The sequence below is a fragment of the Roseovarius salinarum genome (assembly GCF_002834145.1).
In the GTDB taxonomy this organism is placed as follows: Bacteria; Pseudomonadota; Alphaproteobacteria; order Rhodobacterales; family Rhodobacteraceae; genus Roseovarius; species Roseovarius salinarum.
Window position 1 is genome coordinate 40299 of sequence record NZ_PHNT01000016.1, and the last position, 13992, is coordinate 54290.

18 protein-coding genes are annotated in these 13992 nt (G+C 67.8%); 6 read left to right on the plus strand and 12 right to left on the minus strand.

What is annotated here, in order from left to right; all coding sequences use genetic code 11:
* Positions 1-45 precede the first annotated feature (45 nt).
* The 5 genes from cbiB to CEF10_RS13650 form a co-directional block, all read right to left on the minus strand.
* On the minus strand, positions 46-960 hold the full coding sequence (cbiB, locus tag CEF10_RS13630) for an adenosylcobinamide-phosphate synthase CbiB (protein ID WP_101068727.1): 915 nt from the start codon (positions 958-960) through the stop codon (positions 46-48).
* Positions 945-1892, minus strand: coding sequence for a threonine-phosphate decarboxylase (locus tag CEF10_RS13635; protein WP_101068728.1), 948 nt, complete (start codon positions 1890-1892; stop codon positions 945-947). The genes cbiB and CEF10_RS13635 overlap by 16 nt, the downstream gene beginning before the upstream one ends.
* Positions 1893-1894: 2 nt before the next feature.
* Positions 1895-2275, minus strand: a complete 381-nt coding sequence (locus tag CEF10_RS13640) for a DUF1636 family protein (protein WP_101068729.1) — start codon at positions 2273-2275, stop codon at positions 1895-1897.
* 167 nt (positions 2276-2442) lie between these two features.
* Positions 2443-3459 (minus strand): extracellular solute-binding protein, encoded by a 1017-nt coding sequence (locus CEF10_RS13645; protein WP_101068730.1) that lies wholly within the window; start codon positions 3457-3459, stop codon positions 2443-2445.
* 161 nt (positions 3460-3620) lie between these two features.
* Positions 3621-4622: a polyprenyl synthetase family protein gene (locus CEF10_RS13650; protein ID WP_101068731.1), complete on the minus strand. Its 1002-nt coding sequence runs from the start codon at positions 4620-4622 to the stop codon at positions 3621-3623.
* A 55-nt stretch (positions 4623-4677) separates the two neighbouring features.
* Between CEF10_RS13650 and CEF10_RS13655 the strand changes: the two genes are divergently transcribed.
* The 3 genes from CEF10_RS13655 to CEF10_RS13665 all read left to right on the plus strand — a co-directional run bounded on the left by CEF10_RS13655 (position 4678) and on the right by CEF10_RS13665 (position 5973).
* Positions 4678-4893: a putative signal transducing protein gene (locus tag CEF10_RS13655; protein ID WP_101068732.1), complete on the plus strand. Its 216-nt coding sequence runs from the start codon at positions 4678-4680 to the stop codon at positions 4891-4893.
* The gene (locus CEF10_RS13660) at positions 4886-5656 is read left to right on the plus strand and encodes a tRNA1(Val) (adenine(37)-N6)-methyltransferase (protein ID WP_101068733.1); all 771 of its coding nucleotides are present in this window, start codon (positions 4886-4888) and stop codon (positions 5654-5656) included. Before CEF10_RS13655 ends, CEF10_RS13660 begins: the two co-directional genes overlap by 8 nt.
* Before the next feature lie 146 nt (positions 5657-5802).
* Positions 5803-5973, plus strand: coding sequence for a YdcH family protein (locus CEF10_RS13665; protein ID WP_101068734.1), 171 nt, complete (start codon positions 5803-5805; stop codon positions 5971-5973).
* A 165-nt stretch (positions 5974-6138) separates the two neighbouring features.
* Here the strand turns inward: CEF10_RS13665 and phbB are convergent, their stop codons facing one another.
* The 7 genes from phbB to CEF10_RS13700 form a co-directional block, all read right to left on the minus strand.
* Entirely contained in the window at positions 6139-6861 is a 723-nt protein-coding gene (gene phbB, locus CEF10_RS13670) for an acetoacetyl-CoA reductase (RefSeq protein WP_101068735.1), read from the minus strand.
* Between the two features lie 173 nt (positions 6862-7034).
* Complete coding sequence (locus CEF10_RS13675; RefSeq protein WP_101068736.1) at positions 7035-8210, minus strand: acetyl-CoA C-acetyltransferase; 1176 nt, start codon at positions 8208-8210, stop codon at positions 7035-7037.
* A gap of 119 nt (positions 8211-8329) precedes the next feature.
* Entirely contained in the window at positions 8330-9172 is an 843-nt protein-coding gene (locus CEF10_RS13680) for an EAL domain-containing protein (RefSeq protein WP_101068737.1), read from the minus strand.
* 100 nt (positions 9173-9272) lie between these two features.
* Entirely contained in the window at positions 9273-10220 is a 948-nt protein-coding gene (locus tag CEF10_RS13685) for a sterol desaturase family protein (RefSeq protein ID WP_101068738.1), read from the minus strand.
* A complete protein-coding gene (locus CEF10_RS13690; RefSeq protein WP_101068739.1) occupies positions 10217-10609 on the minus strand; it encodes a hypothetical protein in 393 nt (130 codons plus the stop codon). The genes CEF10_RS13685 and CEF10_RS13690 overlap by 4 nt, the downstream gene beginning before the upstream one ends.
* 63 nt (positions 10610-10672) lie before the next feature.
* Positions 10673-11299: a hypothetical protein gene (locus CEF10_RS13695; protein WP_101068740.1), complete on the minus strand. Its 627-nt coding sequence runs from the start codon at positions 11297-11299 to the stop codon at positions 10673-10675.
* A 162-nt stretch (positions 11300-11461) separates the two neighbouring features.
* The gene (locus tag CEF10_RS13700) at positions 11462-12061 is read right to left on the minus strand and encodes a TlpA family protein disulfide reductase (RefSeq protein ID WP_101068741.1); all 600 of its coding nucleotides are present in this window, start codon (positions 12059-12061) and stop codon (positions 11462-11464) included.
* 21 nt (positions 12062-12082) lie between these two features.
* On the opposite strand from CEF10_RS13700, the gene argH reads away from it, so the two are divergent.
* From argH to CEF10_RS13715, 3 genes are read left to right on the plus strand one after another with little or no spacing between them, the layout of a single operon-like run.
* Positions 12083-13474 (plus strand): argininosuccinate lyase, encoded by a 1392-nt coding sequence (argH, locus tag CEF10_RS13705; protein ID WP_101068742.1) that lies wholly within the window; start codon positions 12083-12085, stop codon positions 13472-13474.
* A complete protein-coding gene (locus CEF10_RS13710; protein ID WP_101068743.1) occupies positions 13471-13629 on the plus strand; it encodes an argininosuccinate lyase in 159 nt (52 codons plus the stop codon). Before argH ends, CEF10_RS13710 begins: the two co-directional genes overlap by 4 nt.
* On the plus strand, positions 13626-13928 hold the full coding sequence (locus tag CEF10_RS13715) for a DUF2834 domain-containing protein (protein ID WP_101068744.1): 303 nt from the start codon (positions 13626-13628) through the stop codon (positions 13926-13928). Before CEF10_RS13710 ends, CEF10_RS13715 begins: the two co-directional genes overlap by 4 nt.
* The last annotated feature ends 64 nt before the right edge of the window (positions 13929-13992 follow it).

The following is a 13992-nucleotide window of genomic DNA, read 5'->3' on the forward strand; positions in this document are numbered from 1 at the left end:
GCCAGGGTCTCCCGGGAAAACGAACGGCCCCACCCTACCAGCCGGTCAGCCGCTGGCAAGCGCGAGCAACAGCACCCCGGCGAGTGTCGCCGCCCAGCTGCGCCAGAGCGCGGCGCAGGCGGCATCCACATGCGCCGGGCCGAGGGCCTTGGTGCCGTCCTCGTTCACGTAAGGGTAATCGCGCAATTCGCCGTCGTAGCTGCGCGGCCCCGACAGCGCCACGCCCAGCGCGCGGGCCATCGCGGCCTCGGGCCAGCCCGCGTTGGGTGACCGGTGCAGGCGTGCGTCCTCTGCGATCTCGCCCAAGGCGCGGATCTGGCCGTGCGTGACGGCGATGATCCCCGCCGTCAGCCGCGCCGGGATCCAGTTGAGCAGGTCGTCGCACCGCGCCGAGGCCCAGCCGAACTCCGCGTAGCGGTCGTTGCGGTAGCCGATCATGCTGTCGGCCGTGTTCACCGCCTTGTAGAGCACGAGCCCCGGCAACCCGGCGACCACGAACCAGAAGACGGGGGCGATGACCGAATCCGAGAGGTTCTCGGCCGCCGATTCGATGGCTGCCCGTGCCACCGCCGGGCCATCCATGGCCGAGGTGTCGCGGCCCACGATGCGTGCGACCATCAGGCGCCCGTCGCCCACCGACAGCCGCAGCGCATCGCCGACCGCAGCGACGTGATCGACCAGTGCGCGCTGCGAAATCAGGACCGCGGCGATCAGAAGCTGGGCGATCCAGCCCAGCCACGACAGCACGATACCCGCGATCACCGCCCCCAGCGCCAGGCCGGCGAGCGCCAGAACACCCTTCAGGCGGCGCCCGTCGCCGGTGTTGAGCTGCGCCTCCTTCCATTCGATCGCCCGGCCGATCAACTGTGCGGGGTGCGGCACGCGCTCCCACATCCAACGCGGCTCGCCCACCGCGGCATCCAGCAGCATGGCAAGGAACAGGATCACGAGATGTGACACAACGCATGCTCCAGCTTGGCGAAGTCGGCCGCCGGTGGCAGGCCGAGGCGGATCAGCCTGTCTGACCACGGGAAGACGCGCGTCCAGATGCGGTGACGGGCCAGCGCGTCCTGCCAGTGCGCGGCGTTTTCGACCTCGTAAAGACGAAACAGTGCCGTGCCGCCGGCAATCCGCGCGCCCGCACGGCCCATGAGGGCATCAAGGCGCGCGGCCGTTTCGTTCAGTTCCGTGCGCGTCTCGGCGGCCCATTCGGTGTCGGCCAGGGCGGTGGCTCCGATGGCCAACGCCGGGCCCGAGACGGGCCACGGCCCCAGCATCCCGGCCAGGCGGTCGATCAGGTCGGGCGGGCCGATCGCAAAGCCCAGCCGGACGCCGGCCAGGCCCCAGAACTTGCCGAAGCTCTTGAGGACGATCCGCCCCGCCCGGTCCGAGAACCCCACCAGCGACTGGTGCGGTGCCACGTCGGCGAAACTTTCGTCGATGACCATCAGCGGCGCGGTCAGGTCGTCGCTGGTATACCAGCGGCCATCGGGGTTGTTCGGGTGAACGATGACGCGCGCGTCGGCCCGCCCGTCGGTTTCGTGCCAGCCATGCGCGGCGAAGGCGGCGGCATGTTCGTTGTAGGTGGGTTTGGGAATATGCACGTTCCCCGCCCGGGCAAGCGCGGGGATGCGGGCGATCAGCGCCGAGGCGCCCGGCGCGGCGAGGATGGCGGCGCCCTCGGGCACGGCCCAGAAGGCGCGCGCCGCCGCGATCAAGGCGTCCTGTGCCCCGGCATCGGGCAGATCGGTCCAGGCCGAATCCGGCAGGGCCGGCACCGGGTAGGGGTTCGGGTTGATGCCGGTTGACAGGTCCGTCCACTCGGCGCGCGTCCCGCCGTGGCGCGCCGCGGCCGCATCCACGCCGCCGCCGTGGTCGCGCGGGCCCGGCACGGTCAGCCCTCGCCGTCGTCGGGCAGGGGCGGGTGACGTGTCACGAAATGGCCCTTCACCCCTTGTGGCCACTGGCGGAACGGAACGCGGCCGGTCTCGGACTCCGCATGCATCTCGGCGTAATCCACGATGGCCTGCGCGGCTTCGGCCTCGGGGGCGAAGCCGCCCAGCGTGTAGGCGAGCTTGCCGTCGGCCTGGATGGCCACGTTGCAGCCGTGGCTGCACCCCATAAGGCAGGACACGCGCCGGGTACGCAGGTTCCGGTCGCGCGCAGCGGTTTCGACGAGTTCGGCCATGTCCTCGCCATGGGGGCGGGTGTTGCGCGCCTCGTCCCAGTCCTCGCGCTTGCAGGTATCGCAGACGGTGATCCAGGTCGTCGGCATGTGGTCCCTCGGGCTGATGTTGCAGTGCCCTATCAAGCCCAATTCGACGTCTGAGACAAGCGCAGATCGGGCGGGCCGCGGCCCGCCCGATCGTGATGCGCAGGTGACGATCGCCCGTCCGGTGCGGTCGTCGCGGCGCGGTCGCCCGCGCCGCGACCCGGGGCGGGTCAGTTCCAGCCCACTTCGTTGAAGATCGTCTGTGCCTTGGCCGCGTTGCGGCTGAAGGCGGCCGTGTTGGTCCGGGTGTCGGGGATGAACAGCCCCAGCCGCGCGGTGTCCTCGTCCAGGCCGACGCCCGGCACGGCCGGGTATTCGTTGTTCTGGCCGGCGAAATGGCGCTGCGCGGTTTCGGTGGTCATGAACTCGAGCAGCTTGCGCGCGTTTTCCGCGTTCGGCGCCGCTGCCGTCATCGCCGCGGTGGCCAGGTTGACGTGCGCGCCGCGCCCGCCCTGGTTGGGCCACACCCAGCCGATGCTGTCGATGTCTTCGCTCAGCCCGGAGACGTCCGTGTCGAAGCCGCGCAGGAAATAGTAGTGGTTGGAGATCGCGAGGTCGCATTCTCCCGAAACGAGGCCGCGCAGCTGGTCGGTGTCGCCGCCCTGCGGGGCGCGTGCCATGTTCTCGACGATGCCGGCGGCCCAGTCACGGGCGGCTTCTTCGCCGTGCACCTCGATGATCGAGGCCAGAAGCGACTGGTTGTAGATGTTGCTGGACGAGCGCACACAGATCGTGTCGTCCCACTTCGGGTCGGCCAGCTCCTCGTAGGTCCGCGGCGGGGTGTCCACCCGGTCCTTGGCGTAAAACACGATTCGCGCACGCTGCGAGATACCGAACCAGAGGTCGTCGGGGTGGCGCAGGTGCGGCGGGATGCGGGCCTCGATCACCTCCGAATCGAAGGGTTGGAGCACGCCGGCTTCCTCGGCGCGCGCCATGCGGCCCACGTCGACGGCCATGAACACGTCGGCCGGGCTGTTGTCGCCCTCCGCGTCAAGCCGCGCGATCAGCTCGTCCGCGCCGCCCTCGATGCGGTTGACCGTGATGCCGGTCTTTTCGGTGAACGCGTCATAGAGCACGTCGTCGGAATCGTAGTGGCGGCTGGAATAGACGTTGACCGATTGCGCGTTGACCGGGGTGGCCGTTGCCGCGACGGCGGCCAGCGCCGTGATCGCGAGGCCGTGAAGCATGTTGCTTGGGGACATCCTGTTCTCTTCCCTTATTTCCGAGTAAATAGGTAGGAATCAATTCGCATTGCTGACAGAAATAGTCAAGTGTTTACGCGCTGGACCGGTGAACACAGGTGTACGCGGCCCCGCCGGGGCCCGTGCGATGCGAATTGCAGGCGTGTTCAGGAAATCCGCGCGACGACGTAATCGGCCAGTTCGTCGAGCATGTCGCGGACGGGATGCGCCGGGAGCGTGCCGAGGGCGCCCTTGGCCCGCTCGGCCCAGCCGGTCGCCTCGGCGCGGGTCTGGCCCAGCGCGTCGTGTGCCGCGATCAGTTCAAGCGCCCTGTCGAGGTCTTCCGGGCGCTGATCACCCTTTTCAACGGTGCGCGACCAGAACGCGCGCTCGTCGGCGTCGGCACTTGCCAGCGCCTTGATGATCGGCAGCGTCAGCTTTCGTTCACGGAAGTCGTCGCCGACGTTCTTGCCGGTCTCCATCGCGTCGCCCTGGAAATCGAGCAGGTCGTCGGCGATCTGGAAAGCGATGCCCAGCGCGTCGCCGTAATCGAACAGCGCCCGCACCTGCGCCTCGGGCGCCTGCGAGATCACGCCGCCGACCTGGCAGGCAGCGGCGAACAGCGCCGCCGTCTTTCCCCGCACGACCTGAAGGTAGATCTCCTCGGTCGTGGACAGGTCGCGCGACGCGCTCAGCTGCAGGACCTCGCCCTCGGCGATGGTCGCGGACGCGTCGGCGAGGATGTCGAGCACGCGCAGCGACCCGGTTTCGACCATCAGCTGGAACGAGCGGGAAAACAGGTAATCGCCAACCAGCACGCTGGACTTGTTGTCCCAAAGCAGGTTGGCCGTCGGCCGGCCGCGGCGCTGGGCGCTTTCGTCGACGACGTCGTCGTGCAGCAGTGTCGCGGTATGGATGAATTCGACGGTCGCGGCAAGGTGCACGTCGTAGGGCCCGTCGTAGCCGAAGATGTCGGCCGCCGCGAGCGTGAGCATGGGCCGCAAGCGCTTTCCACCGGCCTCCACCAGATGCGCGGTGACCTCGGGGATGCGGGGCGCGTGGCGCGATGTCATGCGATCGCGGATAAGCGTGTTGACCGCGTCCATTTTGCCGCAGAGATGCGCGGCCAACCGGTCATGCGGTTTCGAAACGGGGTGGTCCAGTCCCATCACACTCCTGTCACGCCGCTCGACAACCGCCGTGCGGTGCCCTTAAGTCATCCCCATGAGACAGCTTCTGCGCACCAATGACCCGGTCACGATCGCGATCGCCACGTCGCTGCTCCAGGGTGAGGATATAGACTGCTTTGAAATGGACGTAAATATGAGTGTCCTGGAGGGGTCGCTGGGCATTCTGCCGCGGCGGCTGATGGTGCCCGAGGCCCAGTACGACCGTGCCGTGCGCGTGATGCGCGACAACGGAATTGATGTTGATGAGTGACGACGCGCCCGGGGCCGGGTTGACGCGCGATGCCTTCCTGGGCGGGCGACTGCAGATCCTGCAGCCGCGCGGCGGCTACCGCGCCGGGGTGGACCCTGTGCTGCTGGCCGCCAGCGTGCCGGCCCGCGCCGGCCAGTCCGTTCTGGATCTGGGCTGCGGTACGGGGGTGGCGGCGCTCTGCCTCGGCGCGCGGGTGCCGGGCCTCGACCTTTCCGGATTGGAACTGCAGCCCGAATACGCCGAACTGGCCCGGCGCAACGCGGCCGACAACGGCATCCCGCTGCAGGTTCACGAGGGCGATTTGCGCGCGATGCCCGCCGCGTTGCGCGCGCGGCAATTCGATCATGTGATCGCCAACCCCCCGTATTTCGACCGGAGCTGCGGCAGTCCGTCGCACGATACGGGCCGCGACACGGCGCTGGGCGGGAGCACGCCCATGGCCGACTGGATGGCCGCCGCCGCGCGGCGGACCGCGCCGAAGGGGTATGTCACGATGATCCAGCGGGCCGAACGCCTGCCCGAGCTGCTGTCGGCTGCGCAGGAAACCCTGGGAAGCCTGCAGGCGCTGCCGTTGGTGCCGCGCCGCGGGCGGGCCGCCCGGCTGGTGCTGTTGCGTGGCCGCCGCGGGGGGCGGGCAGCCTTTCGCCTGCACGACGGCTGGGTCCTGCACCGTGGTGCCGCGCATGAATCCGACGGCGACGATTACACCCGCGCCGCAGCCCGTGTGCTGAGGCTGGGCAAGGCCCTGCCGTTTCCCGTTTGACGGGAAATACACGTCCGACCGTTCTGTTCCGGGCTGTGCGCGTTTCTCATGCGCTCGATCCAGCCGATGCTGCAGTCGCGGCGTGACAGGCAGGCGGTTTTATGGTGTTGTTACATATTGCCATACGAGATGAGAGGAGACCGCCCATGAGCTTGAGTTCGCACGTCGAAGAGCTGAAGAAGAAGCATCGCGCCCTCTCGGAGCAGGTCGAGGAGGCGCAGCGCGCACCCGGCTCCAGCGACCAGGAAATCGCTGAACTGAAGAAGCAGAAGCTGCGACTCAAGGAAGAAATCGAGCGTCTCGAAGAACGGGCCTGACGGCGCGACTGGTCCCGGCCGATCGGATCGGGCCGGGCCCGAGGAAACGCCGACATTGCAGCGGGCCGGTTCCGGTTCCGCCGGAGCGGTATCTTTCGTTCAACCCGGTCCCGGAATGGGCGAACCGGCCCCGGCGGGGGCCGGCCCGGTTTTCGGCGCCACGGGTCAGGCGAAGTACTGGCCGCCATTGGCCGAGATCGTCGAGCCGTTGATGAAGCTCGAATCGTCGGAGGCCAGGAAGGTCACGCAGCGCGCGATCTCCTCGGGTTCGCCCAGGCGGCCGGCGGGAATCTGGCTGATGATCGCCTCGCGCACCTTCTCGGGCACCGCCATGACCATTTCCGTGGCGATGTAGCCGGGGCACACGGCGTTGGCGGTGATGCCCTTGGACGCGCCTTCCTGCGCGAGGCTTTTCACGAAGCCGAGGTCGCCGGCCTTCGTCGCGGCATAGTTGGCCTGCGCGAACTGGCCCTTCTGCCCGTTGATCGAACTGATGACGATCACGCGGCCGAAGCCGCGCTCGCGCATGCCCGGCCAGACGGGGTGAACGGTGTTGAACACGCCGGTGAGGTTGGTGTCGATCACCTCTTTCCACTGGTCCGGCGTCATCTTGTGGAACGGCGCGTCGCTCGTGATGCCGGCGTTGGCCACGACGACATCGATCGGGCCCAGCGCCTCCTCGACCTTGGCGATGCCGGCCTTGGATTCATCGTAATCGGCCGCGTTCCACTTGAACGTCTTGATGCCGGTTTCCTCGGTGAAGGCGGCGGCCTTTTCGTCGTTGCCGGCATAGGTCGCGGCCACGTCATAGCCATCGGCCTTGAGGGCCTTCGAGATCGCCGCGCCTATGCCGCGCGTGCCGCCGGTGACGAGTGCAGTTCTTGCCATTCTTGTCCTCCAATCTGGCGAAATTTCCCGGTAACACCGTTACCGGCTGATAAATGATCGCGCAAGAAAGTTGCGCAATATATTGCCGTATCGCGTTGAAATGATGCCCTTGCGACAGTCCGCCCAAAGAAAAAGGGGCGCCCGCGGCGCCCCCTGGTCGTGCCTTCCGCGTCTTACGGGCGCTCGAGGCACATGGCCACGCCCATGCCGCCGCCGATGCACAGTGTCGCGAGGCCCTTCTTGGCGTCGCGGCGCTTCATCTCGAACAGCAGGGTGTTGAGGATGCGCGCACCGCTCGCGCCGATCGGGTGGCCGATGGCGATGGCACCGCCGTTGACGTTCACGATCTCGGGGTCCCAGCCCATGTCCTTGTTCACGGCGCACGCCTGTGCGGCGAAGGCCTCGTTGGCCTCCACGAGGTCGAGGTCCCCGGGCGTCCACCCGGCCTTTTCCAGCGCCTTGCGGCTGGCGTGGATCGGGCCCACGCCCATGATCGACGGGTCGAGCCCGGCGGTGGCGTAGCTCGCGATGCGCGCCAGCGGCTCGATGCCGCGCTTTTCGGCCTCGTCGGCACTCATCAGCAGGGCGCCGGCGGCGCCGTCATTGATGCCGCTGGCGTTCGCCGCGGTCACCGAGCCGTCCTTGGCGAACGCCGGCCGCACCTTCTGCATGCCTTCCAGCGTGGCGCCGTGGCGGATGTATTCGTCCTTGTCGACGGTGATGTCGCCCTTGCGGGTCTTGACGGTGAACGGGATCACCTCGTCGTCGAACTTGCCGGCGTTCTGCGCGGCCTCGGCCTTGTTCTGGCTGGCCAGCGCGAACTCGTCCTGCGCCTCGCGGCTGATCTGCCATTTCTCGGCGACGTTCTCGGCGGTGTTGCCCATGTGGTAGCCGTTGAAGGCGTCCCACAGGCCGTCGCGGATCATCGTGTCGATGTATTTCATGTCGCCCATCTTGTGGCCCTGCCGCAGGTTCGCGGCGTGGGGCGCCATCGACATGTTCTCCTGCCCGCCGGCGGCGATGATCGCGGCGTCGCCCAGCTGGATGTGCTGGGCGCCCAGCGCCACGGCGCGCAGGCCCGAGCCGCAGACCTGGTTGATGCCCCAGGCCGCGGATTCGATGGGCAGCCCGGCGTTGACATGCGCCTGCCGCGCGGGGTTCTGGCCTTGGGCAGCGGTCAGCACCTGGCCGAGGATGGTTTCCGACACGTCCGATTTCTCGACGCCCGCGCGGTCGACCAGGGCCTCGAGCACGGCGGTGCCGAGGTCGTGGGCCGGCGTCGAGGCGAAGGCCCCGCCGAACGAGCCGACGGCGGTGCGGGCCGCGGAAGCGATTACGACATTGGTCATGGGTGGACTCCTCCGAAATATCCCGGTTCCGGGGCGGCACGCCCCGTTTCGTTACGTTGCGTCATAACGCAGATGCCGCGGTGCGGCAACACACGCGGCGCGCGATGGCGGCGCGGCGCTCAGGCGCTGGCGGCACGCGGGGCCGGGCTCTGCCAGGGCGGGCGCACCGTGGGCGCGGCGAAGAAATACCCCTGCATGCAGTCGATCCCCTGCCGGGTCAGGAAAGCGGCGTCGGCGGCCGTCTCGACGGACTCGGCGATGCTGACCATGTCGAAATGCCGCGCGATCGAGATGAGCGCGGCAGTCAGCACCTGGTTGTCGGGGTCGCCGGAGATCCCGCGGATGAACTGCCCGTCGATCTTGATGATGTCGAAATAGAAGTCCTTGAGATACCGGAATGACGTGTATCCCGCGCCGAAATCGTCGAGCGCGAAGCTGATGCCCCTGTGCTGCAGGTCGGCCATGAATCCGGTGACAAGTTCGGGCACGCGCATGGCCGATGCTTCGGTGATCTCGAGGATCAGCCGTTCGGCGATGGTGGGGTCGCGATCGAGGCCGCGCAGGAGCGTGCGCATCCAGCGCCGGTATCCGATCGAACGTGCGGACATGTTGATCGAAAGCCGGAGACCGGGGTGGGCGTGCAGCGCCTGAAGCCCCTTGCGCAGTGCGATGCAGTCGATCTCGCGCCCGGTCTCGGTTTCCTCGACCGCGTGGATGAAATCCCGCGCGGGGATGACGCGGCCGGTGTCATCGAGAATGCGAATCAGCCCCTCGTAGAAACCCGGGCGTTCCGGGTGGGCGGCGGGCATCACCGGTTGATAGGCCAGCATCACCTTGCGCGCGGCCACCGCGCGGCGCACCATGTCGAGTGCCGAAGCGTCGCGCGCGGCGACCGCGTAGGACAAGGGGTCCTCCTGGCCCGGCGGCACATCCGCCCATTTCGCCCGGTTTCCTGCGGCCATGGCGCCCTCGCGTTCCTGACATGCGCAGGGCCAATCTTGGCGCTGTGGGCTAAGGAAAGCTTAAAGGTCGCATTTGAGCGATCCCGCCGCGCCCGCCGGTTCATTCCGCGCTGCCGGGGGCGGGCAGCCCGGGGGTGCCCGCCGTGTCCGGGTTCTGTGCGACGTGGCGGCGCTTGATCTGATCCGTTGTCTCGCGCGTGCCGTCATGGCTCCAGCCCGGGGGCTTGACACAGTACGCCAGCCGGTCGCGCCATGTCAGCCCGGGGCGCGTGATGTCACGGAAGATCGCCACCCATTCGTGGAAGGCCACGCGCAGTGGGTTGAAGGTGCCCAGGTTGTGCACCAGCCCGTAATCCACGCGCTCCTCCTCGAGCTCGGGCACGAAGGTGCCGAACAGCTTGTCCCAGATGATGAAGACGCCGGCGTAGTTGGCATCGAGGTAGCGCGCGTTGCGCCCGTGGTGGACCCGGTGATGGCTGGGCGTGTTCATCACCGCCTCGAACCAGCGGGGCGTCTTCCCGATCGCCTCGGTGTGGATCCAGAACTGGTAGATCAGGTTGAGCCCGCCGCAGAACAGCACCATCGCGGGGTGAAAGCCCAGCAGGATCAGCGGCGCCCGCACCACCATCATGAAGGTGAAGGGGCCCGTCCATGTCTGCCGCAGCGCGGTCGTCAGGTTGTAATGCTGGCTGGAATGATGGTTCACGTGGCTTGCCCAGACCCACCGGACGCGGTGCCCGAAGCGGTGCACCCAGTAATAGCGCAGGTCGTCCAGGACAAAGCACAGGGCCACGATCCACCAGCCTGTCCCGAGATCGAGCGGCGTGATCCGCCACAGCGCCATGAAGAACCCGTAGGCGATGAAGCCCAGCAGTATTCCGGAGGTGACGTTGCCGGCCCCCATCACGAGCGAGGTCATGGCATCGCGGGTCTCGTACCGCCCGCCGCGGCCCTTGACGGCGATCCACGCCACCTCGGCCAGGATGGCCGCGACAAAGAGCGGTACGGCCATCTGCACGATATCCGGGTAGGTCAATTGATCCCTCATGCCGTGTCCTCCAGCAGGGCTGGCCAGCGGTCGGCTTCCCGCGCGTCGAGCCTCAGGTGAACATGCGGGGCGGTGAAATCCGGCAGGTCGATTCGCACCCCGGACCGCGTGCGCCGGGCGCGTGCGCCAATGAGGTAACGCGCGGTGGTGTCTGCCCCGACCGGCCAGACGATCCCGCGGCCGCGCTGCGTTTCGACCAGCGCGGCGCCGCGGTCATGGCTCACGATGACGGCCAGTGCCGGATCATCGGGGAATTCCGCGGCCCAGGCCGCGCGTGCGGCATCCTCGTCGGCCAACCGCGCGGGCTCGGACAGGCCCAGCAGGTGCAGCAACCCGACGATCCCGGCAATACCGGCCGCGACAAGAATGATCAGAACGTGCAACGGCACGGGGCCCCTCCCTGAACGGGAGTAAGCCCAAGAGGCACGTGCGTTGTCAAAGGTGGCGTGGCGTCAGGCCTCGGTCGGGTGCACGCGGGCGACGCGCCGACCCCTGGCCGACGCCTTTTCGCGGTAGACCTCGGCGCGGGCGTTCTCGGTCAGGCGGCGCAGGTCCTGGCAAAGGCGGCGGTGCAGCCCCTCGATCTCGGGCGTTTCGCCGCGCAGGGCACACAGGCTGGTCGGCACGCCGCGCACGCGCAGGTGCAGTGCCGCAAGCTCGCCGGGTGTGCTGGGCCGGCGGACGAACATGCTTTGCACCTCGACCAGGTGAAAGTCCTTGCTGATCCGGCTCCTGCCATAGCTGTTCAGGCTGCGCAGGCGGATCATCTGTTCGGCGAAGTTCACCTCGAGTTCGCGGCGGAAACCGCGTGTTGCGAAGGCGAAAAGGAAAAGGCCGGTGGCGACGGCAAGAAGGGAAAACATGACCTTGCTGTGCATCGTGCCTTCGAGGGACAGAAGCCATGGGGCCAGGGCACCCAGAACCATGAGCATACCCGCCGACCGCACGATCGTCTCGATCCAGACCTCGCGCTGGAACGGCCCCGCGCTTTCGCGGACGCCGAAGACATGCTCCCCGGCCTTGCCGCCTTTGGCCGGGACGACCGTTTCAAGAATTCCGAAGGTTGCGTGCGCGTTCATCGGTGCCTCTCCGCATCCATTGCCTGCCTTACCAATGGTTGAGTGGAAAGATGGCGGATTTTTGGCGCAGGACGGGCAATTTACCAGCACGCACACCCCTTTCGCGCCACCGGGGCACCGGCGCGCGATTGCCCGTCGGCGGTGCCGTGGATCGCAATGTCGTCAGCCGGCCTCGACAAGGGCGCGCACGATCGCGCGGGCGCTGTCCGAGTTCCAGTCGGCGTCGCCCTGCAGGCGGGCGACCTCGCGGCCCTGTGGATCGACGATGATGGTGATCGGCAGGCCGAGGATACCCATGTCGCGCGCGATCTTCTGATCGGGGTCGCGGTGCAGCGGCAGGTTGTCGACGCCGATCTCGTCGAAGAATTTCTTCATCGCGGGCGGAGGGTTGCGGCCCGTCGCGATCGTGACGACCTCGAAATCCGGGCCGCCGAAATCCGTCTGGAGTTCCGAAAGCATCGGCATTTCCTTGCGGCACGGGGCGCACCACGTCGCCCAGAAGTTGACCAGCAGGTGCTTGCCCGCGAAATCTGCCAGCGTCCCGGCTTCGCCGTCGATGGTCTCGAACGCGCTTTCGGAGACGGCGCGCGGCGTCGCGTGCACGTTCAGTTTCTTCATGTCGCCTTCGCGCAGCGCCTCGATGCGCGCGGCGTCGGCGGTGCGGCTTGCGCCCTCGTCGCTGCGTTGCAGGAAGAAGGCCAGCGCCGCAATTGCACAGACGCCGATGGCCAGATAAAGCACGGTGGATCGATTTAGGCGCATTCATCCTCCCGAAGGGCTGACATGACTGACGAGACCTCGAACAAGATGTGGGGCGGCCGCTTTGCCGCGGGGCCGGATGCCATCATGGAGGCGATCAACGCCTCTATCGGCTACGACAAGCGGCTGGCCGCGCAGGACATCGCGGGCTCGAGGGCCCATGCCGCCATGCTCGCGGCAACGGGCATCGTAAGTGATAGGGATGCCGAGGCGATCAGGGAAGGGCTTCTCACGGTCTTGTCAGAGATCGAGGCGGGCGATTTCGAGTTTTCGCCCGCGCTCGAGGACATTCACATGAACGTCGAGGCGCGCCTGAAGGCGCTGATCGGCGATGCGGGCGGGCGGTTGCACACCGCGCGGTCACGCAACGACCAGGTGGCGACCGACTTCCGGCTTTGGGTGCGTGACCAACTGGATTCGGCCGACGCGGCCCTCGTCGCGCTGATCGAGGCGTTCCTGGGCCAGGCCGAGGCGGGGGCGGATTACGTGATGCCGGGGTTCACCCACCTCCAGGTGGCCCAGCCGGTCACCTGGGGCCATCACATGATGGCCTATGTCGAGATGCTGGGCCGCGACCTGGGGCGCGTCCGTGACGCCCGCGCGCGGATGAACGAATGCCCGCTGGGCGCGGCTGCGTTGGCGGGCACCTCGTTTCCGATCGACCGCGAGATGACGGCGCGGGCGCTGGGCTTCGACCGGCCTTGCGCGAATTCCCTGGACGCCGTGAGCGACCGCGATTTCGCGCTGGAGTTCCTGAACGTCGCATCCATCTGCGCCATGCACCTGAGCCGGCTGGCCGAGGAACTGGTGATCTGGTCCTCTGCGCAGTTCCGTTTCGTCGCGCTCAGCGACCGGTTCTCGACCGGTTCGTCGATCATGCCGCAAAAACGCAACCCCGACGCGGCCGAACTGATCCGCGCCAAGCTGGGCCGCGTGATGGGCGCGGGCGTCGGCCTGATGACGGTGATGAAGGGGCTGCCGCTGGCCTATTCCAAGGACATGCAGGAAGACAAGGAACAGGTCTTCGACGCGGCCGACACGCTGATGCTGGCGCTGGCGGCGATGGAAGGGATGGTGCGCGACATGACACCGGACCCGGCGGCGCTGGCGGCCGCGGCCGGCACCGGGTTTTCCACGGCGACCGATCTGGCCGATTGGCTTGTGCGCGTGCTGGACATGCCGTTCCGCGACGCGCACCATGTCACCGGCAGTCTCGTGGCGCTGGCCGAGAAGAAAGGGTGCGACCTGCCGGACCTGGGCCTGGAGGACATGCAATCGGTTCACCCGGAAATCCGGGCCGAGGTCTTCGACGTACTGGGTGTGCACAACTCGGTCGCGTCGCGCACCAGCTACGGCGGCACCGCGCCCGAACAGGTGCGTGCGCAGATCGCGCGCTGGAAGGAGAAACTGCAATGATCCGAACGTCCGTGCTTCTCGTCACCGTCCTCGCGCTCGGCGCCTGCGGGGTGGACGGCGAACCGATCCGGCCCGCCGCCAAGGAGGAACCGCGCACCGGCAGCACCGGCTGGACAAGCGGCAACGTCAGCGTTCACGTGGGGGCGACGACGTGAGGCTGCTCTGGCTGGCGCTTGCCGTCTGGGGTGCCGTGCATCCGATGAGCTGGTTCGTGGCGTGGTTCCGCGAGAACGGTTTCGACATCGGCGGGATGGTCGAGGCATGGCACGCCAACGCGGCCACCAGCGGTCTGGTCTGGGACCTGACCATCGCGGCGGTCGCCGTGACCGTGTGGGTGGTGACCGAAAGCGTGGCGCGGCGCGCGTGGGCCGGGTTGCTGGCGGTGCCCGCCACCTTCCTGATCGGTGTCAGTTGCGGCTTGCCGCTCTACCTGTTTCTAAGGCGGGGCGGCTGACCCGCCGGGAATTCGCACAAGCAGGCAGACCGGGGGCGCCCCGGCCATCGAGAGGACGGCGAGG

Excerpts from the sequence above, each read along its gene's own strand:
- phbB (WP_101068735.1), bottom strand. The coding sequence starts at position 6,861 with ATGGCAAGAACTGCACTCGTCACCGGCGGCACGCGCGGCATAGGCGCG.
- CEF10_RS13660 (WP_101068733.1), top strand. The coding sequence starts at position 4,886 with ATGAGTGACGACGCGCCCGGGGCCGGGTTGACGCGCGATGCCTTCCTG.
- CEF10_RS13655 (WP_101068732.1), top strand. The coding sequence starts at position 4,678 with ATGAGACAGCTTCTGCGCACCAATGACCCGGTCACGATCGCGATCGCC.
- CEF10_RS13710 (WP_101068743.1), top strand. The coding sequence starts at position 13,471 with ATGATCCGAACGTCCGTGCTTCTCGTCACCGTCCTCGCGCTCGGCGCC.
- CEF10_RS13665 (WP_101068734.1), top strand. The coding sequence starts at position 5,803 with ATGAGCTTGAGTTCGCACGTCGAAGAGCTGAAGAAGAAGCATCGCGCC.
- CEF10_RS13695 (WP_101068740.1), bottom strand. The coding sequence starts at position 11,299 with ATGAACGCGCACGCAACCTTCGGAATTCTTGAAACGGTCGTCCCGGCC.
- CEF10_RS13700 (WP_101068741.1), bottom strand. The coding sequence starts at position 12,061 with ATGCGCCTAAATCGATCCACCGTGCTTTATCTGGCCATCGGCGTCTGT.
- CEF10_RS13675 (WP_101068736.1), bottom strand. The coding sequence starts at position 8,210 with ATGACCAATGTCGTAATCGCTTCCGCGGCCCGCACCGCCGTCGGCTCG.
- CEF10_RS13640 (WP_101068729.1), bottom strand. The coding sequence starts at position 2,275 with ATGCCGACGACCTGGATCACCGTCTGCGATACCTGCAAGCGCGAGGAC.
- CEF10_RS13680 (WP_101068737.1), bottom strand. The coding sequence starts at position 9,172 with ATGGCCGCAGGAAACCGGGCGAAATGGGCGGATGTGCCGCCGGGCCAG.
- CEF10_RS13645 (WP_101068730.1), bottom strand. The coding sequence starts at position 3,459 with ATGCTTCACGGCCTCGCGATCACGGCGCTGGCCGCCGTCGCGGCAACG.
- CEF10_RS13685 (WP_101068738.1), bottom strand. The coding sequence starts at position 10,220 with ATGAGGGATCAATTGACCTACCCGGATATCGTGCAGATGGCCGTACCG.
- CEF10_RS13650 (WP_101068731.1), bottom strand. The coding sequence starts at position 4,622 with ATGGGACTGGACCACCCCGTTTCGAAACCGCATGACCGGTTGGCCGCG.
- argH (WP_101068742.1), top strand. The coding sequence starts at position 12,083 with ATGACTGACGAGACCTCGAACAAGATGTGGGGCGGCCGCTTTGCCGCG.